This window comes from Streptomyces sp. NPDC097981, assembly GCF_040302565.1.
In the GTDB taxonomy this organism is placed as follows: Bacteria; Actinomycetota; Actinomycetes; order Streptomycetales; family Streptomycetaceae; genus Streptomyces.
The window spans coordinates 1-22151 of the sequence record NZ_JBEORW010000074.1; the positions used below are offsets into that span (position 1 = coordinate 1).

The following is a 22151-nucleotide window of genomic DNA, read 5'->3' on the forward strand; positions in this document are numbered from 1 at the left end:
CTCAAAACCCGCACCCGCTACGACGAAGCGACCGCCTGGTCCCACCACGCTTAACCCCATGCCGCTTGACACCGAACGACATGGGGTGTCTGACCTGGTCTGACTTGGTCTGACCGGGCCAGCCTTTGGTGTCGCCGATGACCGCGTACGTGGCCACCGGGCGGCGTCGGAGCGGGCCCGCCGGACGCGAACCTCACGACGTCGCCACCACTTGCGCCGGGGAACCGATCGCCACATGACCACAGCAGAAGTGTTGGCCGGAGCGATGGAGCGATGGAGCGACGAGACGGATTCGGGCCGGTCGCGTATCCGCACCCATACCACGCATGAGCAGGGAAGTAAGCTCTCCGTTTATTCGGACTGGCTGGATATGATCGATCTGTACCCTCACCCCACAGGGCCGCGTCGGCAGTTCCCCCATGTCCTCTCCCGAGGACTGTGCTCGGCCGTCCGTGGGCCCCTCCCTGTGCCACCGCTCCCGAGGACCGATGTCTCCGATGGAACCCGAAGGTCCACCAAGCCCGCCTCCCCTTCGGCGCCGCCGCACCGTGCGCCTGCGTACGATGCTGGTCTGCCTGGCCGTCGTCCCGACCGTGGCGATGGCCGCCCAGGTGACCGTGACCGCCCAGCAGTTGCTGGCCCAGTCCGAGCACCTGCGCACCGATGTGGAAGCCGGCGAGCGGATCGGCGTACCGCTGGCCGGGCTCATGACCCAGCTGCAGGCAGAGCGGGTGATGACGGCGGCGCGGTGGGCGGGCACCGCCGTCGCCGACGACGACCTCCGCGAGAAGCGGGCGGCAACGGACCGTGCGGTGGCGGAGATCCGGCATGCCTCCGGCAGCAGCGGCGCTGCGCAGCCTTCAGGGCAGAGCGGCAGCCACCTCGACGAGGTGGGCGCCCGGCTTGACCAACTGGCTGCTTTCCGCAAGCGCGCGGACGCCCACAACGGCAGCGCCGAACAGGTGGTCGACTACTACACCGACGTGATCGGCGACATTCTCCGTGCGTACCAGTATGAATTCAGCCACGCGGAGGACGCGGAACTCGACCAGGAGAGCAGGCCCGCCGTCGCTCTGTTCTCCGCGGGAGAGATGGTGGCGCGCGAGGATACCCTCCTCGCTCTGGCCGGGCCGTCCAGGGAGCTGGCGTCCACCGGTTTCTCCGAGTTGCTCGATGCTCTCGGCACCCACCGGTACCTCTACGACACCTGGATCGTGCCGTACCTGTCGCCCGCGGAACAGGCTTCGTACGACAGGCTCACCGCCTCGGACGCCTGGCGCACCAAGATCCGCATCGAGAGTGCGGTCGTCAGCAACCACCAGGACACCGCGTCCGGAGTGAAGCTGCCGGTCGATGTCGGCGGCTGGCGTGCCGCGCACGACGCGTTCGCGCCGCAGCTGGCCGCGCTCAACGCGGACCGGTCGCGGAGCGTGCTCGCGCACGCCGATGCGAAGGCCTCCGAGCTGGAGACCGAGGTGTACTGGCTGGTCGGGGGCAGCGGCGGCACCCTCCTGCTGGTCACCGGGGTCGTCGTCCTCACCACGCGGTCGGTGCTGCGCAGGCTGAACCGCCTGCACACCCGTACGGTGGCCATCGCAGAGGAGACACTGCCCCACGTGGTGGCCCGGCTCCAGCGCGGGCAGGCCGTCGACACCGAGGCGTTGCCCGCCGTGGGCGGGCACCAGGACGAGGTCGGGCGGATCAGCGACGCCTTCGCCCGCGTCGTCGCCGTGTCCGTCGACGGACACCGGCAGCTCGCCGCCGAGCGGCACGGGTTCGGCCTGTTCGCCTCGGGCATCGCCTCACGCACCGGAAACCTCGTCAGCCGCCAGCTGAGCCTGACCGAGGACCTCCAAGACGCGTTCGGCCACGACGAGGCGCTCCTGGCCGAGTTGATGCGGTCCGATCAGCTGACGGTGGGGATGCGGCGCCAGGTCGAGAACCTCCTCATCCTCGCCGGTGGCGAGATCCCGGACCCGCACACCGAGCCCATGCGCCTGGCCGACCTGCTGCGAGAAGCCGCCGCGGAGGTCGAGGACTTCCGGCGGATCGAACGCCATGCGCTGGACGAGGCGAGCGTGCAGCCGCACGTGATCAGTCAGATCAGCCACCTGCTGGCCGAGCTGCTGGACAATGCGACCCGCTTCTCGCCCCCGCGCTCGAAGGTGGTCGTACGCGCCGAACTGGCGGCGGACGGGCTGTCGATCGAGATCGAGGACCGCGGACCGCGCGTGGCGGCTGCGGGGTACGAGGAGATGAACCGGCGACTGCACACGGCGCCGCCGTACTCCGTCCTCGCAGAGAACGCGCACCGGCTGGGCCTCTTCGTGGTGGGCCACCTGGCCGACCAGCTCCAGGCCCGGGTCACGCTGCGGCGCTCGGTGTACGGGGGGACGGCGGCCGTGGTGATCCTGCCGGGTGAGCTGCTCGTGCCGACCGAGGCAAAGGGCGAGCGGGTGCCGGTGCCTGCGGCGGAGCCCGGGCCGGCACCCGACCGGGATCCGGAGCCCGCCACCGTACTCACCCCCGTACGAGCCCCCGTCCCCATGTCCGTACGGCAGCGATCCGAGCGTGCGCTGCCCGCTCGCTCCGGACCCGGTGACGGCACGCGCCCGCCCCTGCCCGAGCGCGTCCCGCAGACCCATCTCACCCGGCAGCTCCGCGGGCCCCGCGCCCCGGAGCCGGACGCCGGCCAGGACGCGGCGACACCCGAAGAGGTGGCCGACGCCTGGGCGGACTACGAAGAGGGGACCCAGAAAGTGGAAGCAGAGCTCAGACAGGATCAGCCATGACCACCACAGCCAACGACATGATCTACAGCGTCCTGGACAACAACCTGAGCAGGATCGCCGGCATCCAGGGAGCCGTGCTCCTGTCCAACGACGGGCTCAAGCTCAGCGCCTACCTGCTTGAGCGGGACCAGGCAGAGCGCATCGCGGCCGCGTCCTCCGGGATCGCCGCCACGATGAAGGCGATATCGAGGGAGGTCGGCGGCGGCGGGGTCATCCGCCAACTGGTGGAGATGAACGACCGGTACCTCTGCATCGTCGGGTGCGGGGAGGGCAGCACGCTCATCGTGGTGACGTCCCGCAAGGCACGGCTCGGCGAGCTGGGAGGCGAGGCGGTACGAACTGCCCAGGCGCTCGGCGAGTGGCTGGGCACCCCCGAGCGCACCCCGCTGCCGACGTCAACACCGGCGTCGACGTCGTAATGCCGGACGAGCCGCAGCGTCGCCGAAGCCTCCGCCGGACCCGGCTGTACGCGTTGACCGACGGACGTACAGCCGCCGCTCCGCAGACCGTCCTCACCATGGACACCACGATCGTGGCGGCGGTCACCGAGGACGACGCCCTCAGCGGCCTGCCCACCGAATGGCGTGCCATCCTTGCCATGTGCGCGCCATCGGGCGGACTGGCGGTCGCCGAGATCGCCGCGCGGATGCACATGCGCCTCACTCCGATGACGCTTCTCCTCGGCGAACTCGCGGACCGCGGGCTCATCGGCCATCGGCCGCCACTGGAGAGGGCCGAAACCACCAATGTCCACCTGCTCATGAAAATCAGGGACAACCTTGCCCGGATATGACACCTCCGATGCTCCTGTCCAGGAAGCATCCCCTGTCAAGATCCTCATTGCCGGCGGATTCGGCGTCGGCAAGACGACTCTGGTCGAGGCGGTCTCCGAGATCGAGCCGCTGCGTACGGAGGAGCGCCTCACGAGCGCAGGAGTCGGTGTCGACGACCTTGACGGCATCGAGTCCAAGACATTGACCACCGTCGCAATGGACTTCGGCCGGATCACCCTCCTCGACGCGGGAGTCGTCCTCTACCTGTTCGGCACACCCGGCCAGGAGCGGTTCTGGTTCATGTGGGACGACCTGCTGAACGGGGCCCTCGGGGCACTCGTACTCGTCGACACGCGGCGCCTGGACCGCGGCTTCCCGGCCATCGACTTCTTCGAGAGCCGGGGGCTGCCGTTCGTCGTCGGCGCGAACTGCTTCCACGGCGAGCAGCCCTACACCGCCGAGGAGATCGCCGCCGCACTGCACCTGCGCGACCCGGCCACGCCCGTTCTCCTGCTCGACGCCCGCTCCCGTACGGACGCCCGCGACGCCCTGCTGACCCTGCTCGACGTGGTCATCGCCGAGGCGCAAACCGCGGCGAGCGCCTGATCGGGCGTCAGGAGGGGCGCGCTCCGAGTTCGGCGCAATCTCATGCCGGTAGCGGACCGCCGCAGCGCTCCCCCGGGCCTCACGACGCCGGGCTCGCCCCGAGATGGCGCTCCAGCCAGCGGGCGGCGGCGCGTCGGTAGATGCGGCGGTTGTCCGCCCGCAGGAATTCGTGGCCTTCGTTGCGGAGCACCAGCAGTTCCGCGGGCAGCCCGTGGTCGCGGGCGGCGCGGACGAACTGCTCCGATTCGGTCGGCGGGACGTTGGTGTCGTGCTCGCCGTGGACCGTCAGCACGGGAACACGCAACTCGTGGACGCGGCTCATCGGGGACAGGGCGCGCAGCAGCTCCCGGTCGCGTTCGGGATGCCCGTACTTGGCGGCCGCGGACTGTGCGATCCACGGTTCCGTGCCGGCGAAGAACGTGTCGAAGTCCGACATCCCGCACACGGCCACTCCGGTGCGGAACAGCTCCGGATGCCAGACCAGCGAGGCCATCGTCAGGTAGCCGCCGTACGAGCGCCCCATGACCCCCAGCCGCAGGGGGTCGGCGTACCCGAGCGACACCACGTGGGCAGCGCAGTCGGCGACGTCGTCGATCGCCGCGAACCGGCCGGCGCCGAGGTCGGCGTCGACGAAGGACCGTCCCCAGCCGGACGAGCCTCGGACATCGGGGGCGAAGACGTCCAGACCACGGCTGAGGAGTTCGTGGTAGAGCGGGTTGAACACCGGCCGCTCCTGTTCCTCCGGACCGCCGTGGAGGTGGATCACGCACGGGGCCGGCCGGCTCGGGTCCCGGTCCGGCGTCCGGTAGTACCAGCCGCCCAGCATCAGCCCGTCCCGGGCCCGGCAGCGCAGCGGCACCGGGCGTACGGGGGGCCGGCCGGGCGGGGCCGCCTCCTCGTCGCGCGCCGACCAGGGGGCGCGTACGGGGGTGCCGCCACCGTCCAGTTCCCAGATGCCGGGCCTCCGGAGCGAGCCCGACAGGGCCGCGAACACAGCGCCGCGGCCCACGGCCATGCGGGTCACCACCTCGTGGGGCAGGTCCGGGCGATGGTGCGGTCCGGAGTCGCCCTCGCCGTCCGCGTCCGCGGCGGGCAGGGCGATGCTCTGCAGTTCGCTGGCGCCGTGGACGTTCCAGGCGACCAGGCCCCACCGCCCGTGGTCGGGGATGGTCAGCAGGTCGAGGGCGGACCCTTCGCGCTCGGACGCGACGAAGGTGCCATCACAGGCGCCGTCCTCGTCCAGCCGGACCCGCAGGAGGGCCGCGTACTCCCGTTCCCAGTCGCTGCGCAGCCACAGGGTGCGCGCGTCGGGAGAGAACCGGCCGATCCACGGGTCCCCGTCGGCGACCCGCAGGGCGCAGGTGGTGCGGCCCGACGCGGTGTCCAGTACGAGGCCCTCGCGGTGGCCGCGTGGGCCTCGGCGCAGCAGCGCGAACCGGCCGTCCGCGCTCATGTCGCAGACGCGCAGGGAGGCGGCCCCCGGTTCACTGAACAGCAGGACCGGGGCGTTCGTGCCGTCCGGGTCGACGAGGTAGGCGGCCAGCCCGCCGCCCAGCGCCGGTCCGGCATCCGCTCGGCTGCCGGCGCCCGGGGCCAAGGGCCCCGTACGGGGGGCGGATGCCGGTCGGCCGGACCGAGGTGACGCGCCGCCACCGGCGCCGCCACCAAGGAGGGTCGCGGATCCGCCGCGTTCGGTCCAGGCCGCCCCGGGGCCCCCCACCGGGGCCGTGGCCTCGGACATCGCGAGCCGTGCCGATTCGTCCTGCGACAGGTGCCCGGGCCCGCTGTGCTCGGCGACCGGCTCCGACGACCAGGCGATCGTGACGGCGAGGGCGGAGCCGTCGCGGGTCCAGGATCCGAGGTGAGCGGTGCCGCCCGCCCCGGCGCCGGCGAGCAGGCGGCGGCCGGTCCCATCGGGGCGCACCACCAGGACCCGGGTGTGCTCGCCGCCACCCGGGGCCGAGGTGTACGCGATCCAGCGCCCGTCGGGGGACCACGACACCTCGGTCACCGGGGCGGGGTCGGCGTCGAGGACGTGGGCCTCGGCGCTCCGGGCCGGCCCGCTCCACAGTTGCGGGACCCCTGCCCGGTCGCAGATGAACGCCACGTACTCGCCGGTGGGGTCGGCCGCGGGATACCAGCATCCGTGGGCGGTGAGGAGGGCCGGCGGATCGCCGTGGTGGTCGTCCGGCACCTGTACGGGCGCGGGTGCCGGTACGGGGACCTCCGGCGCGCCGGAGGACGGGGCCGTCGGCTTCGTACGATCCAGGGGCATGGCCGTCTCTCTCCGCCTCTCTCCGCTTCGCCGGGGCTGCGCCTCCGACAGGCCGTCGCGGATCAGTGAATGCCGTGCACCTGCAACCAGATCTCCAGCGAAGCCACCTGCCACAGCGTGCCGGCTCCCCGCTTGGCACGGTGGCGGTCGGGTTCCGCCAGCAGTGCGGCCACGTGCCGCTGGTCGAAGATCCCGCGCCGGCGCGCCTCCGGTGCGGTCAGGGCGTCCCGTACGCGGGCCAGCACCGGCCCGGCCATCTGCCGGACCCCTGGCACGGGGAAGTAGCCCTTGGTGCGGTCCACGATCTCCGGGGGCAGGACCTTGCGGCCGATGTCCTTGAGCACGGCCTTGCCGCCCTGGTCCAGTTTGAGCTCAGGGGGGCAGGCGGCGGCGAGTTCGACGAGCTCGTGGTCCAGGAACGGCACGCGTGCCTCCAGGCCCCAGGCCATCGTCATGTTGTCGACCCGCTTGACCGGGTCATCGGGCATGAGCGCGTGGACGTCCATCCGCAAGGCCGCGTCGAGGGAGGTTTCGGCGCCGGGGACGGCCATGTGGGCACGGACGAACTCCATGGAGGCGTCGCGGGCCGCGGCCGCGGCCGGGTGCAGCATGGCGGTGATCTCGTCGTGCGTCCGGTCGAAGTACGCGTCTGCGTACGCTGCGGGCGCGCCGTCCCGAGTGGCCGAGGCGATCGGCGGGTACCAGTGGTAGCCGGCGAACACCTCGTCCGCCCCCTGGCCGCAGAGCACCACCTTGACGTCCTTGGCGACCTGCTCGGACAGCAGGTGGAACGCCACCGCGTCATGACTGACCATCGGCTCGCTCATGGCTCCGATCGCGCCTTCCAGCGCGGTGGGGAGCTGGCTGGTGGGGATCAGGAACTTGTGGTGGTCGGTCGAGAACGTGCAGGCGATGAGGTCGGAGAACCGGAATTCGTCGCCGTCCTCCCCGTTCTCCGCTTCGAATCCCATCGCGAAGGTGGGGAGGTCGGGACCCTCCAGCCCTTCCTCCGCCAGCAGGGCCACGATCAGGCTGGAGTCCAGGCCTCCCGAGAGCAGCACGCCGACGGGGACGTCGGCGACCGTGCGCCGCCGCACCGCCGTGCGCAGCGCGTCGTACACCGCCTCGCGCCACAGCGCCGGGTCCGTGCCGAATGCGGAGTGCCGGGTGTAGGAGGGCTGCCAGTAGCAGTGGTCGTGGTGGGTGCCGTCCCGCTCCACGACGCGGACGGTGGCCGGCGGGATCTTGCGCACTCCGGCCAGTACGGTCCTGGGCGCCGGTACCGTGCCGTGCCAGCTCAGGTACTGGTGGAGCGCCACCGGGTCGAGGGAGGTGTCGACTCCCCCGCCCGCCAGCAGGGCCGGCAAGGTGGAGGCGAAGCGGAGCCGGTGGGCGTCCTGGGTGACGTACAGGGGCTTGATGCCCAGGCGGTCACGGCCGAGCACGACGCGGCCCGTGTGGTGCTCCACGATGGCGAAGGCGAACATGCCGACGAGGAGGTCCACACATTCCAGGCCCCACTGTGCGTACGCCTTGACGAGCACCTCGGTGTCGGAGTCGGAGAAGAACCGGTGTCCGATGTCTTCGAGCCGGCCGCGCACCTCGCGGTGGTTGTAGATGCAGCCGTTGAAGACCACCGTCAGACCCAGCCGGGCGTCGGTCATGGGCTGGGCACCCCGCTCAGAGAGGTCGATGATCTTCAACCGCCGGTGCCCCAGGGCGACCGCCCCGTGCGACCAGGCGCCTCGGCCGTCCGGTCCGCGCGATTCCAGGGTATCGGCCATGCGTTCGACCGCGGCGAGGTCGGGACGGCCGCCGTCGAAGCGCACCTCCCCACTCAAGCCGCACATCGGGCACCTGCCGATCCGTTGCCACGCAGAAGCGTTCCCCGTACTGCTCTCATTCCCGAGCGCTCGGCCACGTCCGCCATATGTTCCTTCGCTCCTGTGCCGTTCAGCCCGCACGTGCGGGCTCATGGGGTCTGCCCGACCGTCCGCTCCCCAAGCCCAGGGTCTGCGTCCCCGATAGGGCGGGACCGGTTTATGCGGGCCGCGGAGGCCCCGCGCCGGCGGCCGGTACGCCCACGGCCCTGTCCGCGACGACATCCCACTTATGCCCCGCCTGCTCACGGATCCACACGGCCTCCGATGGACCACCCGACCGGCGCACCGAGCCGGCGCTCACGTCCGCGCCCGGTACCCGGGGCGCGTCGGAAGACCACGTCTACGTGCTCCCAGGGTGACGAGCCGCGAGCGGAATGCCCACGGCCCTTTTCGAAGCCCCTGCCCGCCGGGCGGGAACCTGAGCCCCCGTGTTCTCCCTGAGCCGGCGTCTCCACGCTCTGGCCCATCCGGGTGAATCGACTCCCGGTCCCCGACAGGCCCACGGAACTCCCTGGCCCAGTGCCCCCGGCAAAATCCAGGGCACCACACCCACGCTCGCCAACCACACGGAACGAGTCCTCGTTTGCCCGGGAACCAACGGCTTCCCAAGGATGTCCCTGCCGCTCACCCACCAGGGCAGAACCCCAGGAAGGAACCCAACCGTGCCCGCTACGCTCTCCGAGGACCTGAAGAGGATCATCGACGACTCGCCGGTCTTCGCCTCCATCGCCACGATCCAGCCCGACGGCAGCCCGCAGGTCTCCGTCACCTGGCTCGCCCGAGACGGCAACGACCTGCTCATCTCCACCACCGTCGGACGCCGCAAGGAAGAAAACCTGCGCCGCGACCCGCGCATCACCGTCCTCATCAACCCCCACGACGCCCCCTACACCTACGCCGAGGTCCGCGGCACCGCAGAGCTCACCACCGAAGGCGGCCAAGACCTGATCAACCAGCTCTCCCGCAAGTACACCGGCAAGGACTACGCCGACTTCAACCCCGCGTACGGGGACGACAACACACGCGTCGTCGTCCGCGTCACCCCCCACAAGATCGTCGGCTCCATCTGAACCCCAGGGACCAGGCCCCGGCCGGGCCTCAGGTCCGGGACGACCGGGTCCACAACGGTGTCGATACGCACGTCGGCTGTGCGGTGCCCCTCGCCGGTGGGCACGGCGACCGCATACGCAAAGCGCTCGGCCGGGAAATTCCGGCCGAGCGCCTTCGTGATGAAGTTCGCCAGAAATCCACGAGCCGTCCTCATCGGCAAAATGACGGGGTACCCGACCCACTTCCACTTCGACGAACTGAGTGAGGTCGTGCGGCCGGATCTGCTTGACCAGGAGGGCCGGGCAGATCAGCGCAAAATCCGCGAAGCCCTGTCCGCGGCCCGTGGAATCCTGGACTCAGGAGTGCGCATAGCGCCGGGTTACGACGTCTGGTGACCAGGCCCGTCCGCTCCCCATCGGCTGCCGCGAAGTACGACCGCAAGGCCGAGTACTTCCCCGCCTTCACCGGCATCGCCTGCACCCTCATCTGCTGCGCTGGTTCGAGATGCCGCGCCGGCTTCGCGGAGTCAGCAGGAAAGCGACACCCCTCGATCCTCAGCTGTCCGCACCCTTGAGTGCCCGGGCGGCCCGGGCCGCCCGGAGCGCCTGCCTGTGCGGCCGGGCGGCCCGTACTCTCGGCTCAGTGCAGCGCGGCATCCGCATGCTCTACGCGGTTCACTGACCAGGGGAGCGAATCCGGGCCTCGACACGCCGGATCCGGTCGACGAGAGCCGCAGCCAACCGTGGTCGCGGGCGTCTCTACCCGAGCCAGACGATGTCCAGGACGTCGACGGCCGGAGCCGTGGCGACGCGCAACTGCCAGGCGCGGACGACGTCGTGCAGCGGGGTGAGGCTGTAGCTGTGGCGGGAGTCCTCCAGGGCCTTGGCCCAGTCCCGCTCGAAGGCTGGCACCCAGGTGTCGGCGCGACGGTCGGCGCGCAGCCGGGGTGCGGGGTGAGGGGTTCGGCACTCACCATGTCGGCCGAGCAGCGCGCGGAACTGACGACGTTGCTCATCGACAGCAGCCAGGGCACCGCAATACCCGCCTCCTGGGGACCTCACCTCGGCACTCCGGTGGGGCCCGCAGCCGCGTCAGAGTCCGGGCGCGAGCAGGGTCAGGCGCAGGATCCCAGCAAGGGCCGGCATCGCTGGGGCGGTAAACCACCATCGGCTCAGCCACTCGTCCTTCACGAAAACCCACGAGAGCAGTGCCGTCACGACGGCCAGAGCCAGGCCCAGGCCAGCCGCGGAACCGGAGTGAGCGATGGCCTCGCTGTCCCAGGGGCCGGCCGGTTCCGCCGTATACGCCAGCAGCGCGAGGTAGCCGGCCACCACGTTGCCCAGGGTGAGGACGAGGGCGCACACGACGGCGCCCGTCCGACGGGACACGTCTCCGGAGCCCTGCCGGGCCGGGTTCCTCGTCTCGTTCACTGCAACGCGTCCACCACGACCGCACGCTGTGCTTCCGTGAGGTGGTGCGGGTTGCACCTGAGGACTTCGGCCGCACGGCGGACCTTGACGGGCATCGGGCCCATCGGCGTCCGGTCGGGTCCTCGCTCCCTGGCAGGGCGCTGCGTCCCACGCGGGCGAGCCTCCCCGGCGAGAAGCCGGCCGCCAGATGGTGGTCCGCCTCGCGAAGGCGTGGGATGCAGGCCAGGCCGTGGACCTCGAACTCGCCAAGCCCGGCGATGTCCAGCCGGGCCGGCCGGCTTCTCAAGCCGATCGGGCAGGGCGGGTAGGACGGGCATGAGCGCGTCAAGCTGTACGAGCGGCGGACCCGCGATGACACGCTCAGCGCTGATAGATCCCCACCAAGGTGCCGGAGGCCAGCTCCCTGCCCTTCAGAGCACGGTGTACGTCCTCGACGCCCGGACGGTCATGCAGCGGCAGCGGCTCGGACAGGGCGTACAGGCGGAAGAAGTACCGGTGCGGCCCGAGCCCCGGTGGAGGCATCGGCCCTCCCCAGCCCACGCGCCCGAAACCGTTGGGCCACGGCAGGCTGCCCTGGGGCTTCTGGCCTTCCGCCACCCCGGTCGTCCCCGGGTCGATGCCGGTCACCAGCCAGTGCAGGAAGGTCGTCCCCGGCGCGTCCGGGTCCTCACACAGGAGCACCAGCTCCGTGGCCTCGTGGGGCACCCCCGACCAGGTCAGAGGCGGTGAGATGTTCTCTCCTTCCCCGCTGTACCGGCGGGGGATCACCGTTTTGTCGTCGAACGCGGTGCTGCCGAGTTCAATTCCGCTCATGCGCAGCGCCATACCCGCGGGCGGCGGCGTCGGCACTGATCCGCACGCCAAAACCCCCGTTCGGTCCAGCCCGTCCGGCCGCAATCGGGAGCGGGGGTGAAGATGGCACTGTGCCGACGAGGATCCTGCTTGAGGGCCGCCCGGGCGCAGGCAAGACGACCGCCCTCCGCCGGCTGGCCGCACTGCTGCCAGCCCGCGCGGCCACCGGCTTCACCACGGAGGAGATCCGGCAATCCGGCCAACGGGTCGGATTCGCCCTGGAGACCCTGACAGGCCGACGGGAGGTACTTGCCCATGTCGACGTCCCTGGTCCTCCGCACGTAGGGAAATACGGCGTCGACCTCGGCGTCATGGAACGACTGGCGCTGCCGTCGCTACGGCCGGCAGCAACCGGGGAAGCGACGGGGCGGCTGGTGCTCATCGACGAGCTGGGGCGGATGGAGCTGGCGTGCACGGCGTTCCGGGACGCGGTCACCACTCTGTTCGCGGCAGACATCGACGTCGTCGCCACGGTCCATGCGCACCGCGATCCGTTCACCGATGCCCTCAAGCAGCGCGCCGACATCGAGGTCGTCCACCTCACTCAGGCAAACCGGGACAGCCTGCCCGGGGAGCTCGCGGCTCGGCTGCAGGGGCCCCGGACACACGAAAGGCCGTCCTCTCACTTCTGAGAAGACGGCCTCCGACCTGTGAAAAGCAAAGTTGAGGCGCCCAAAGGCAGATGCCCGGATTCCGGAGACGATGCGGGCCTGGGTCGTCTCTGCCGTCCGCCCTGGTACGACCGAATGCGTGGAGCTGCCTGTCCCGGAGCCCGACGCCGACCGAACTTCTGGTCCGGGTCCGCGACGCGGTCGCCGCCGCGACCGCCCGGCGCGCGAAGCGCCGGCCCTCCCAGTCTCGTCCGCGCCGGGGACAGCGCCGTGCAGCGCCGCAGGTCACCGTGGGTGACACCCCGATCCCGGGCTGGGTCCAACTACCGGGATCGTGCGCCGATTTCTTAGCATCAGAGGCCAACTATTCGCGCAGCCGCCACCAGGACGACTACAAATGACCGGACCGGTCCGAACCCCTGCGATAGGGATGATGCAGAAGGCGGTGGATGCGCATGCGTGAATACAGCAGGATCGAACTGATCGCGGTCAGATCATTTCAGGGAAGGTCGATTTCCGGCGGCCTGCCCTGATGTGGGAGGCCATGCTGAAACCTGTTTCGTTTTCCCCGGCGGGCGCATCAGCGGACGAGTATCAGCACTTGACGTCGACCATCCGGTCGAGAGCTGAGGATGCTCAGGGCTTTTTCGGCGGGGCCTCGCGACGGCCGGGGGAAATGGCTTGCCTGCCCCTGCATATTCAGCTGCAAGGTTTTTCCATCGAGCTCTACATCGAGCTCCGCTTGCAGAATGCGGGCATGCGCATCGTCGGATTCCGCAACACCCTCGAGAACGGACAGGCCCCGCCGGAAGCGTGCGTCCGCCGAGTGCGGGACACGATCGCACCACCGGGGATCCGCCGAACTGAAGTCCTGCCGTTCGGCGGAGGCCGATCCGACCTGGAGACGGCTGCCGCCGTGCGGCGTTTGGGGATCTTCCTGGGGCGTCGGCCTCTGGGCAATGCCGTTGTCTGGCTGCACCGGAACCAAGATCCGAAGTACACCGCACACGGAATGCTTGTGCTCTCGGAAATGATCTGCGAGGCCGCCCGATACCCCGCCCTGGCCGATGCGATGTCGCGTATCTGGATGACCGGCGGACGACTGTCGGCCGCGGCCTCCGCCTGAAATTTTCTCATCTGGGCGCCAATCCACAGGAATTGAGGCACCGAGGAATGATCGAGCCCCTCGCCAGGGGCTCGATCATTCCCGCACGCCGCCCCGGACGGCGGGGAGGCAGTGGGCATCGCCGGTCGGACTGTCTTCGGCTCCTGGCCCTGGACGCTTCACCCAGCCTGGCCTGCCAGATCATGGGCGCCGGGTCCGATCAGCTCGGGCATCCCGTCATCCTGCCGCCCTCCTGTCCTGGTCCCGGCTCTTCGGCAGACCCCCGGGTCCGCGCAGAAGGCCTGCCGCAGCCGCATGCCTTCACCCGCGCGGCTTCGCTCCCCCTACGCCACCGTGTGCGGCACCCAGACGGCGGCGTGGAAAGGACCGTTGGCAGTGGACGGGTCAGCGGACGGAAGTGCCGCGCTGCCTGCGACGACGCCGTGGCGGTTGACCTGCGTCGCGAAGGAGTTGAGGCCGCCGAGGGAGGTCAGGTAGGTGAAGTCGCCGCTGTCGACGCGGGAGACGAAAGCGAAGGAGTTGGGGGCGAAGTTGTCACCGACCATGACGTTCCCGGTGATCTGCTTGACTTCGGTGACACCACGCCCGGAGCCGATGACGGCACTCGTGTGCGTCATGAGGTCGAACGAGCTGGAGAGCAAGCCGTCGCCGCCGACCACGGTGCTCCCGCTGATCAGCTGCGCGGTCAGGAAGTGGGACCCCAGGTCCGTGCGGATGCCGGTACGGAGGTCGTAGGCGTATCCGGTGAGGCCGTTGCCGGCCGTTCGAGACTGACCGACCACGGTTGAACCGCTGATGTCGTTGGCTGTGCTGGAGCTCCCGCCGAGGGTGCCGAGATCGGTCATGGTCCGGGTGCGCAGGTTGTACGCGAACCCGTGCTTTGTAGCGGCAGGCGTGTCCGGCAGGGAGGAGCTGCCCACGACGATCGCACCGCTGACGGCCGCCGCCGTGCTGTTGCCCGACGGACCGGCGAGGCTGCCGAGATCGGTCATGGTCCGGGTGCGCAGGCTGTACGCGAACGCGTGGGTAACCACGTCGCCGGACAGCGAAGACGTCCCCACCACGGTGTCACCGCTGAGGCCGGTGATGTTGGTGCTGCTGCCGCCGAGAGTGCCGATGTCGACGAGCCGGCGGGTCCGGACGTTGTAGGCGAATCCATGAGTCGGGCCGTGGGCGGAGAGGTCCGACTCCCCCACGACGTAATCCCCCTCCACGCCGGTCGCCCGGCTGGAGTCCCCCAGCGTGCCGATATCGGTCATGGTGTGCCTGCGCAGGTCGTAAGTGAAGCCGTGTTCGGCGGCGTCGCCGCTCGTCAGTGAGCTCCCGACGACCGTGTTGCCGTCGATGGCGGTCGCCTTGCTGCGGGTACCGCCCAGGGTGCCAAGGTCCAGCACGGTGTACTTTTCGGACCCCGCCGCCGACTCGGCCGACGACGTGTCAGCCCCGTACGCCGGACCGGCGCCCACCGCGAGCAGGCCCGCGCCCACCAGAATCCAGGCACGTAAACGTATGCGCATGATGCCCCCTGAAGTGATCGATCGAAGCGAGCACGGTTCGGCAGACCGCCATGCCCTCCCCAAGCACGGGCCGACCGGATGGTGCGGCCTTCACTTGTACGTCACTTCCGATCGGCCAAACAGTGGGCGGTCGGCCACAAAAAGAGACCTTCGTAACCACCGCCAGGACACGGGACGCCAATCTCGCGCCTGCCCGGGCTGGGCTGGGCTGGGCTGTCCAAGTCGTGATCAAAGAAGCGAGGAGTACCGCTGACCTGGGACGATGAGACTTGGCTAGGGGCCATGTCGTCGTCAGGGAAGCTGCACGGGAGGTGCTGACGAACCAGATGCTCAGGAATAGGGAGTTGCGGGTGGCGGACCCGCTGACCGAGGGCACTTGGGACTGGGACCCGTTGCCGCGTCGCAGGCCGTTAGCCTGTCGGTATGTCAGAGCGTGTCATGCCCGGTCGCACGGACGGCCTGATCACCCTGGTTGCCGCGGACGCTCTGTGGGTTGATTTGACGGCCGACAGTGCTGTGCCGACGGCTTCTGGGGCATTCACCTGTTCTCCTGCCCGCGCCCAGGTGAGGTACGTCCTGCTCGGCAGCCATGTCGTGGCGACAGTGAGGGCGAGCTACGGTCAGTGGAGTGTTCCGGAGGTTGAGGTGCGCCGGGCGGCCGCGGAACTGAACGCGGTTGGGATGGACCGGCAGGACCTGGTCCGCATCGGTCCGTTCCGTGGGGCGCCGAGGCAGGAGTGCAACGAGGAAGGGCCGCTGCGTTGGCGCCAGCGCATCGCGGGGGAACTGCAGGAGCTGGGCGGCCCCGAGCGGGCAGCACGACATGAAGTCGGCCGGCCGTACCATCTGGCGGGGATCGACTGGCGACAGATACTCGTGGAGCAGACCCGCGACGGGACGCAGCGCACGTGGTGGCTGCCGCGCGCTGTGGTCAAGCTGCTGGACGCGGCCGAGCACGCCGAGACGCAGTGGGTGCAAGCCGCGCGGACCCGCCAGGCAAGGGCAGCGGTCACCGAGCCGCCCTCCCACCCCCAGCAGACCCGAGACGCCGGCGGTCGGCAGAAGACGAGCCCCGAGGGCCCCACCGCCTCACTGCGTCCGTACAACAAAGAGCTGGAAGGCCAGCTGTACTCGGTGCTCAGCAGGAAGCCCGGTACCTCCCGCAAGGTCGCCGTGTGGGCGTGCGCCGTCTGCCGCACGGCGCCCGCCACCGTGCTCGACCACTGCCACGAACACGGCTACGTCCGCGCCCCCGTCTGCCAGTCCTGCAACACACAGGAACGCCCTGACCACCTGTACAGCAACGACATCCGCGTGGCGAACCGCTACACACGCCTCTTCCACACCGACACCGACGACTGGCTCCGCCACTGGCACCGCTGCCCCGGCTGCCGCGCACGCAACACCCTTCCCCTGCCGCACCTCGCCGCATGGACCGCCCACATAGCCTGCCGATCGCTGCGCCCGACCCACCGCGCCCCCCGCGGGCGCAAGCCCTGCGGTGTCCTGCGCGTGTCCTGGACGGGCAGTCAGAACGCACCCCGTTCCTGCCTGCTCACCGTCGCCGTCGACTTCTGCCCCTCCGGCGAGCACCGTGTCCTGGCGCGAGTCCCCTACCGCGAAGCCGCCGAGCGGTTTCGTGCCTGGTTGGCCGAGACGGCCCCTGCCGTGGCCGCCGCGGCCGGTCCTGACCGCCTGGACGGCCTCCCTGCCCAGTTCCGGCCAGTCATCGCGGACACCAGCGGCGAGGACCTGGAACTGTTTTGAGCGGGCACCGGGAGACCTGACACCCCACCGTCACCTCGCAGCTGCCGGCCCCCGACACGGTCACCCCGCACGCCCCGGCGAAATGCGCAGCAGGCCGTGAGCCGGCGGACGCGCTGCTTGAGGGCGGTGTTCTCGGCGGTGATCCGTTGGATGGTCTCCTCGGTCCATTCGGCTTCCAAGCCGCGAACCTGACCGCGGAGTTCACCGATGCGAAGCTTCACGTGCCCGAGGAACGAACGGCGCAGGTCCACCCGCGACGGCAGCCGGGACTTGCCGAGCTTCTTGCCGAGCTCCCCGTTCACGCCGAGGGAGGATTGGTGCAGGTGGAAGCCCTTCAGACAAGCCGCCGCGGTCGACAGCGCGGAGCGGCCGCAGGGGTGCTTGCCTACCCGCCACGGCTCGCTGAGCGGCATGCGGACCTCGGCTCCGACGATGCCCGTATACCGCTCAAAGTCCCGTAGTTGGACCGCGGCGAAGCCCAGGCACCCCCGTTCCAGCCACCGCAGGTGATCCACCAGCAGATACGCGTACGTCCTCTGCGTTCCCGAACCATCATGGAGACGCAGGAACCGGTCCGCCTCCGCATGGACCATCCCCTCGGGCCACACGGTCGTCCACGACCGCAGCCCGTCCTTCCGCTCGGTCTGCTGGACCCGCAAGTCCCCGACCAACCCGACGGCGTCGATGTCGTGGCACCGGCACCGCACCCGAGTAGGCGTACCCAGCGGCCAGGTCGGACGTGGGACTCATCCGAGGGCGCGGTCGAGGTTGAAGGCGGCGCTGATCAGCGAGAGGTGGGTGAACGCCTGGGGGAAGTTGCCGAGTTGTTCTCCGGTCCGGCCGATCTCCTCGGCGTAGAGGCCGAGGTGGTTGCCGTAGGTGAGCATCTTCTCGAAGGCCAGCCGGGCCTCCTCCAGGCGTCCGGCGCGCGTGAGCGCCTCGACGTACCAGAAGGAGCAGATCGAGAACGTGCCCTCGGAGCTCCGCAGGCCGTCCGGGCTGGCCTCCGGGTCGTAGCGGTAGACCAACGAGTCGGAGACCAGGTCCGTGGTGAGCGCGTCCAGGGTCGAGAGCCACTTGGGGTCGGTGGGCGAGATGAACTTGGCCATCGGCATCATCAGCACGGAGGCGTCGAGTACGTCGTCCCCCAGCCCTTGGACGAACGCTCCGCGCTCGGCCGACCAGCCCTGTCGCATGATCTGCCGGTAGATCGCGTCCCGGCTCTGCTGCCAGCGCGGAAGATCGGCCGGCAGGCCGCGCCGGTTGGCCATCCGGATGGCCCGTTCGATCGCCACCCAGCACATCAGCCGCGAGTAGACGAAGTTCCTCCGGCCGCCCCGGGTCTCCCAGACTCCCTCGTCGGGCTGGTCCCAGTGTTCGCAGAGCCAGTCCACCACTGCGCCGACCTCGTCCCAGTGATCACTGCTGATGGGCTGGCCCCATTTGTCGTACAGGTAGACCGAATCGATCAGCGCGCCGTAGATGTCCAGCTGGAGCTGCTTGGTGGCGGCGTTGCCCACCCGCACCGGAGCGGATCCCAGGTGCCCTTCGAGGTGAGGCAGCTCGGATTCGGGTAGGTCAGTGCGCCCGTCGATGCCGTACATGATCTGCAGCGGACCGCTGGGGCCGGCGCCCCGCATGATGCCCCGGTCGGACAGGAAGCCCATGAATGCCTCGGCCTCCGAGGTGAAGCCCAGGCGGAGCATGGCATAGACGCAGAAGGCGGCGTCGCGGACCCACACGTAGCGGTAGTCCCAGTTGCGCTCACCACCGACCCGCTCGGGCAGGCTGGTCGTCGGCGCGGCCACGATGGCACCGGTCGGCACGTAGGTGAGCAGCTTCAGCACCAGCGCGGAGCGGTGCACCATCTCCCGCCACCGGCCGCGGTAGCGCGAGCGGCCCACCCAGTGGCGCCAGAACCGGACCGTCGCCTCGAATGCCTCCTCCGCTTCGGCGTGCGGACAGGCCCGCGGGCGGACGTGATCGCTGATCTGGTCGAGGGCGAACACCACGGACTCGCCTTCGAGGAGCTTGAATTGCGACCACACGTCGGTGCCGTCGCTCTCGAGCGGCGCGGTGGAGGTCAGCGCGAGTGAGATCGACGGGGACTCGAAGACGGCCTCGTGGGCCTGCGCGCGTACGGTGTGCGCTTCGGCGCCGTAACCGAAGCGGGGAGCTATTCGCGCTCTGAACGGAAGGGTTCCCCGAACGCAGATCACCCGCCGGATCAGCCGGTGCCGGGCCGCCTCGCGCGACTCGTCGACGACCGGCATGAAGTCCTGGGTCTCCGCCACCCCGTCGGCGGCGTAGAACCGCGTGATCAGCACGTTGGTGTCGGGGAAGTAGAACTGCCGCGTGCGTGTCGGCACGTCGGCGGCCAGTTCGAACGATCCGCCCCGGTCTGCGTCGAGGATGGACGCGAACACGCTCGGTGCATCGAAGCGCGGGCAGCAGTACCAGTCGATCGTTCCGTTGGTCCCGACCAGCGCGGCGGTGCGAAGATCACCGATCAGGCCGTGCTCGGAAATCGGCAGATAGCGTGAGCCGTCCACTCGCCCGGATCCGTTCCCGAACTCCATTCCGGCCTCCCTACCGTCTCGCCGTGAGCAGGTACGGGGATCAAAAAGACCTTGCCTTTCATGGTAAAACGCCTTTGGATTCCGGCACGGCGATCCGGAGAGCAGTGGCAAACAATTGTTTGCACCCGGTCTGCCGCTCCGCACGAGCACGGGCGGAACACCGCCAGAGGGATGACTGCACCTTGCCGGGAGCCCACCTGGACCTGGCGCCACAGGTCGAGATCGAATCCCTCCCACGGCCCGAAGGCCACCATGGCCGCAGAGTGGACCAGAACATCACGCACCTGCCGTAGCAGCCCAGCACCAGCTGCGCGGCCGCTTGACAATGAAGTCAAGCAATCGCTTGACTTCTTGTGTGAGGCCAGAAAAGACGGACCTTCGCCGCGAGGCAGGTCAGCGAACCCGGAATGATCTGCTGACAGCCGCTCTTGAGCTGCTCGCACAACGGGGGCAGGAGGGGGTGACCCTCCGCGAGATCACCCAGAACGCCGGGGCCAACGTCGCCGCGGTGAGCTATCACTTCGGATCGCTGAAATCCTTGTGCGACGTGGCGATCGAGCACGCCCTGGAGTGCTGTCTGGACGCGCAGATCCGGGAACTCGACACCCTGGCGGGCGCTGCCACGCTGAGCGAGTTGGCCGAGGCGTTCGCCCGGCCGATGATGAGCGCGCTCACGGCCGGGGGGCGGGACCTGGCCGTGATACAGACCGTGGCACGGGTCGGGATCGATCCGCCGACGGGGTGGGACCGGCTGGCCGGGAAGTTCGAGCAGGCCCGACGGCACGCGGTACGGATCCTGGCGGCGAACCTCCCCGAAGCCGACGAGAGCGAGCTCGTCTTCCGGGTCCGCTGCGCGGCCGGGATGCTGAATTGGCTGGCCCTTGCCCCCATCGGGGCCGAGCTGGCGGCCGAGCCGGCCGAGCGGGTGGAGCGGATGCTCGTCCCCGTGGTGGCCGGCGCGTTCCGGGGAACCCCGTAAGCGGCCGAAACGGCCGAAAGTCGTGCGCCGTCAGCACGCGATGAAATCAATCGCTTGCTTGACAACACCGCCGTCCGCTGCCCACAATTTTAATCAAGCATTTGAATGGATTCTCTCGTACGGGAGGGCACCATGAACACCGACGCGGAGACCGTGGTCCGGGCGGCGTACCGGGCGGCCGAGCGAAGCGTCCTGGACGTGCGGGGCTTCGTTGACCTGTTCGCCGAGGACGTCGACTTCCCCAACGTCGTCGCCCGCGAGATCTACCGCGGTGAACACCTCGGCGACCAGGTCGCCTTCATGGGCGCGCCCGCCCCCGACGTGCACCGGGAATTGCACCGTTTCGGCGTGCGACCCGACTTCGCCTCCGCCGTGACGGCGTCGGCCGGCTGCCCGAGCTGACCGAACCGCCCCGTGCACCCCCGCACCATGCTGCCGGACACCGCGCCCGCCAGGTCACCGACCTTCCGGGCAGTTCGTGGCCCGCAGACGCAAGGCGCTACGAAAAGGCAGGCACGACCATGCCCACCATCGGCATCATCCTCGGCAGCACCCGGCCCAACCGCGTCGGAGACCAGGTGGCGCGCTGGGTCCTCGACCACGCCACGGGCCGGACCGACGCCGACTTCGAGCTGATCGATCTCCGCGACCGCCCCCTCCCCCACCTCGACGAACCGATGCCGCCCTCCCTCGGCCAGTACCAGAACGAACACACCCTGCACTGGGCCGCGACCATCGCCGCCTACGACGGCTTCGTCATCGTCACCCCCGAGTACAACCACGGCACCCCCGGCGTGCTGAAGAACGCCCTGGACTACCTCTACGCCGAATGGAACAACAAGGCCCTCGGCCTGGTCTCCTACGGCGCCGGCGGCGGCGTACGGTCCGCCGAACAGCTGCGCCTGGTCGCCGCCGAACTCCAGATGGCCGACGTACGCCAGCAGGTCACGCTCTCCCTTCACACCGAATTCGAGAACCTCAGCGTCTTCAAACCCAGCGACCACAACCTCCATGCGCTGAACACCATGCTCGACCAGGTCATCGCCTGGACCTCGGCCCTCGCCCCGCTGCGGACGGCCCCGGCTGTCGCGTCCTGACCCATTCGGCCGCGCGAGCCGGTGAACGTCCGCTCCACCGGCCGGCCGGCCGGCCGGCCCACGAGCCCGGCATGCTGATGGGCGCCTGGGCGACGGTCCGCCTCTGGACCTAGGACCTGCGCCGCATGCGCACCGTGAACCCGCTGGCTAAGGTCGGCGCCTATGCAAACTACGGAGATCATTCGACGCAACACCGCGGAGCGCAGGCGGGACACCCTGGAACGGCTCGGCTCAGAACGCGACATATGGGTGTCGACGTCCCACCCCGACCACGGCCCGCATCAGGTGCCACTGTGGTTTCTGTGGGACGGACAGGCAGCGTGGATGTGTACCGGCGCGAACTCCGCGACCGCGCGCAATGTACGCAAGGAACCGCGCGTACGACTGGCACTGCCGGATACCGTCGACGTGGTGATGCTGCAAGGAGAGGCGAAGTGCTATCCCACGCGGGAAGTGCCGAAGGATGCCGCAGATGCGTTCGCGGGCAAGTTCGGCTGGGATCCGCGTATGGAAGAGACTCCCCATCTGTACCTGTGCGTGGCACCGCAGACCGTGCGCGCCTGGCGCGCAGTAGCGGAACTGCGTGGCCGGGTTGTGATGCGTGATGGGGCGTGGCTTGGGTAGCACGGGCGGAGTCGAAGGTGCTAGTCACAGCCACTCGTTGATGGCCGCTACGAGGACGGTCGCCTCGTAGCGGACCGCGAGTTTGTCGTATCGGGTGGGTGCGCCACGAGGCGCCATGGAATCGAGTGAGGTGAGAGACCTTCACCACCGGGTTGTCGTAGCAATCCGGTTGAAGCTGGGGGCAGTTCGG

Annotated in this window: 20 protein-coding genes; 13 read left to right on the plus strand and 7 right to left on the minus strand. The window is 69.7% G+C overall.

The window, feature by feature from the left end; translation table 11 throughout:
* Positions 1-548 precede the first annotated feature (548 nt).
* The 4 genes from ABTY04_RS37465 to ABTY04_RS37480 are packed head-to-tail and all read left to right on the plus strand — an operon-like array spanning position 549 to position 4171.
* On the plus strand, positions 549-2792 hold the full coding sequence (locus ABTY04_RS37465; RefSeq protein WP_352217908.1) for a sensor histidine kinase: 2244 nt from the start codon (positions 549-551) through the stop codon (positions 2790-2792).
* Complete coding sequence (locus tag ABTY04_RS37470; protein ID WP_352217909.1) at positions 2789-3211, plus strand: roadblock/LC7 domain-containing protein; 423 nt, start codon at positions 2789-2791, stop codon at positions 3209-3211. Before ABTY04_RS37465 ends, ABTY04_RS37470 begins: the two co-directional genes overlap by 4 nt.
* Positions 3211-3585 carry a DUF742 domain-containing protein gene (locus tag ABTY04_RS37475; protein WP_352217910.1) on the plus strand — a complete coding sequence of 125 codons (375 nt, stop codon included), beginning with the start codon at positions 3211-3213 and terminating at the stop codon, positions 3583-3585. The genes ABTY04_RS37470 and ABTY04_RS37475 overlap by 1 nt, the downstream gene beginning before the upstream one ends.
* Complete coding sequence (locus ABTY04_RS37480; protein ID WP_352217911.1) at positions 3572-4171, plus strand: GTP-binding protein; 600 nt, start codon at positions 3572-3574, stop codon at positions 4169-4171. The genes ABTY04_RS37475 and ABTY04_RS37480 overlap by 14 nt, the downstream gene beginning before the upstream one ends.
* 79 nt (positions 4172-4250) lie before the next feature.
* Here ABTY04_RS37480 and ABTY04_RS37485 read toward each other — a convergent pair whose 3' ends face one another.
* Together ABTY04_RS37485 and ABTY04_RS37490 are read right to left on the minus strand one after the other, a co-directional pair.
* Positions 4251-6446 carry a S9 family peptidase gene (locus ABTY04_RS37485; protein ID WP_352217912.1) on the minus strand — a complete coding sequence of 732 codons (2196 nt, stop codon included), beginning with the start codon at positions 6444-6446 and terminating at the stop codon, positions 4251-4253.
* Between the two features lie 62 nt (positions 6447-6508).
* Positions 6509-8296: an N-acetylglutaminylglutamine amidotransferase gene (locus tag ABTY04_RS37490; protein WP_352217913.1), complete on the minus strand. Its 1788-nt coding sequence runs from the start codon at positions 8294-8296 to the stop codon at positions 6509-6511.
* 695 nt (positions 8297-8991) lie between these two features.
* Here ABTY04_RS37490 and ABTY04_RS37495 point away from each other — a divergent pair.
* Positions 8992-9399 (plus strand): PPOX class F420-dependent oxidoreductase, encoded by a 408-nt coding sequence (locus ABTY04_RS37495; RefSeq protein WP_352217914.1) that lies wholly within the window; start codon positions 8992-8994, stop codon positions 9397-9399.
* 96 nt (positions 9400-9495) lie between these two features.
* Positions 9496-9774 carry a hypothetical protein gene (locus tag ABTY04_RS37500; protein WP_352217915.1) on the plus strand — a complete coding sequence of 93 codons (279 nt, stop codon included), beginning with the start codon at positions 9496-9498 and terminating at the stop codon, positions 9772-9774.
* 363 nt (positions 9775-10137) lie between these two features.
* On the opposite strand, the gene ABTY04_RS37505 is transcribed toward ABTY04_RS37500, so the two are convergent.
* The 3 genes from ABTY04_RS37505 to ABTY04_RS37515 form a co-directional block, all read right to left on the minus strand.
* Positions 10138-10440, minus strand: a complete 303-nt coding sequence (locus ABTY04_RS37505; RefSeq protein ID WP_352217916.1) for a DUF6247 family protein — start codon at positions 10438-10440, stop codon at positions 10138-10140.
* A gap of 30 nt (positions 10441-10470) precedes the next feature.
* The gene (locus tag ABTY04_RS37510) at positions 10471-10809 is read right to left on the minus strand and encodes a hypothetical protein (RefSeq protein ID WP_352217917.1); all 339 of its coding nucleotides are present in this window, start codon (positions 10807-10809) and stop codon (positions 10471-10473) included.
* Positions 10810-11169: 360 nt separating this feature from the next.
* Positions 11170-11622 (minus strand): YbhB/YbcL family Raf kinase inhibitor-like protein, encoded by a 453-nt coding sequence (locus ABTY04_RS37515; RefSeq protein WP_352217918.1) that lies wholly within the window; start codon positions 11620-11622, stop codon positions 11170-11172.
* 110 nt (positions 11623-11732) lie between these two features.
* On the opposite strand from ABTY04_RS37515, the gene ABTY04_RS37520 reads away from it, so the two are divergent.
* Together ABTY04_RS37520 and ABTY04_RS37525 are read left to right on the plus strand one after the other, a co-directional pair.
* Positions 11733-12293 (plus strand): nucleoside-triphosphatase, encoded by a 561-nt coding sequence (locus ABTY04_RS37520; RefSeq protein WP_352217919.1) that lies wholly within the window; start codon positions 11733-11735, stop codon positions 12291-12293.
* Positions 12294-12873: 580 nt separating this feature from the next.
* Complete coding sequence (locus ABTY04_RS37525; protein ID WP_352217920.1) at positions 12874-13398, plus strand: ribosome-inactivating family protein; 525 nt, start codon at positions 12874-12876, stop codon at positions 13396-13398.
* A gap of 323 nt (positions 13399-13721) precedes the next feature.
* On the opposite strand, the gene ABTY04_RS37530 is transcribed toward ABTY04_RS37525, so the two are convergent.
* A complete protein-coding gene (locus tag ABTY04_RS37530) occupies positions 13722-14915 on the minus strand; it encodes a hypothetical protein (RefSeq protein ID WP_352217921.1) in 1194 nt (397 codons plus the stop codon).
* A 423-nt stretch (positions 14916-15338) separates the two neighbouring features.
* Here ABTY04_RS37530 and ABTY04_RS37535 point away from each other — a divergent pair, with 423 nt between their 5' ends.
* Positions 15339-16682: an endonuclease domain-containing protein gene (locus ABTY04_RS37535; RefSeq protein WP_352217922.1), complete on the plus strand. Its 1344-nt coding sequence runs from the start codon at positions 15339-15341 to the stop codon at positions 16680-16682.
* 746 nt (positions 16683-17428) lie between these two features.
* Here ABTY04_RS37535 and ABTY04_RS37540 read toward each other — a convergent pair.
* Positions 17429-19261: a glycoside hydrolase family 15 protein gene (locus ABTY04_RS37540; protein WP_352217923.1), complete on the minus strand. Its 1833-nt coding sequence runs from the start codon at positions 19259-19261 to the stop codon at positions 17429-17431.
* 325 nt (positions 19262-19586) lie between these two features.
* Between ABTY04_RS37540 and ABTY04_RS37545 the strand changes: the two genes are divergently transcribed.
* The 4 genes from ABTY04_RS37545 to ABTY04_RS37560 all read left to right on the plus strand — a co-directional run bounded on the left by ABTY04_RS37545 (position 19587) and on the right by ABTY04_RS37560 (position 21961).
* Positions 19587-20240 carry a TetR/AcrR family transcriptional regulator gene (locus ABTY04_RS37545; RefSeq protein ID WP_352217924.1) on the plus strand — a complete coding sequence of 218 codons (654 nt, stop codon included), beginning with the start codon at positions 19587-19589 and terminating at the stop codon, positions 20238-20240.
* Positions 20241-20372: 132 nt separating this feature from the next.
* Entirely contained in the window at positions 20373-20642 is a 270-nt protein-coding gene (locus ABTY04_RS37550) for a nuclear transport factor 2-like protein (RefSeq protein WP_352217925.1), read from the plus strand.
* A gap of 119 nt (positions 20643-20761) precedes the next feature.
* Entirely contained in the window at positions 20762-21337 is a 576-nt protein-coding gene (locus ABTY04_RS37555; protein WP_352217926.1) for an NADPH-dependent FMN reductase, read from the plus strand.
* 162 nt (positions 21338-21499) lie between these two features.
* Positions 21500-21961 (plus strand): pyridoxamine 5'-phosphate oxidase family protein, encoded by a 462-nt coding sequence (locus ABTY04_RS37560; protein WP_352217927.1) that lies wholly within the window; start codon positions 21500-21502, stop codon positions 21959-21961.
* Positions 21962-22151: the final 190 nt, after the last annotated feature.

Excerpts from the sequence above, each read along its gene's own strand:
- ABTY04_RS37470 (WP_352217909.1), top strand. The coding sequence starts at position 2,789 with ATGACCACCACAGCCAACGACATGATCTACAGCGTCCTGGACAACAAC.
- ABTY04_RS37475 (WP_352217910.1), top strand. The coding sequence starts at position 3,211 with ATGCCGGACGAGCCGCAGCGTCGCCGAAGCCTCCGCCGGACCCGGCTG.
- ABTY04_RS37485 (WP_352217912.1), bottom strand. The coding sequence starts at position 6,446 with ATGCCCCTGGATCGTACGAAGCCGACGGCCCCGTCCTCCGGCGCGCCG.
- ABTY04_RS37490 (WP_352217913.1), bottom strand. The coding sequence starts at position 8,296 with ATGTGCGGCTTGAGTGGGGAGGTGCGCTTCGACGGCGGCCGTCCCGAC.
- ABTY04_RS37515 (WP_352217918.1), bottom strand. The coding sequence starts at position 11,622 with ATGAGCGGAATTGAACTCGGCAGCACCGCGTTCGACGACAAAACGGTG.
- ABTY04_RS37530 (WP_352217921.1), bottom strand. The coding sequence starts at position 14,915 with ATGCGCATACGTTTACGTGCCTGGATTCTGGTGGGCGCGGGCCTGCTC.
- ABTY04_RS37535 (WP_352217922.1), top strand. The coding sequence starts at position 15,339 with ATGTCAGAGCGTGTCATGCCCGGTCGCACGGACGGCCTGATCACCCTG.
- ABTY04_RS37540 (WP_352217923.1), bottom strand. The coding sequence starts at position 19,261 with ATGGAGTTCGGGAACGGATCCGGGCGAGTGGACGGCTCACGCTATCTG.
- ABTY04_RS37545 (WP_352217924.1), top strand. The coding sequence starts at position 19,587 with ATGAAGTCAAGCAATCGCTTGACTTCTTGTGTGAGGCCAGAAAAGACG.
- ABTY04_RS37550 (WP_352217925.1), top strand. The coding sequence starts at position 20,373 with ATGAACACCGACGCGGAGACCGTGGTCCGGGCGGCGTACCGGGCGGCC.
- ABTY04_RS37555 (WP_352217926.1), top strand. The coding sequence starts at position 20,762 with ATGCCCACCATCGGCATCATCCTCGGCAGCACCCGGCCCAACCGCGTC.
- ABTY04_RS37560 (WP_352217927.1), top strand. The coding sequence starts at position 21,500 with ATGCAAACTACGGAGATCATTCGACGCAACACCGCGGAGCGCAGGCGG.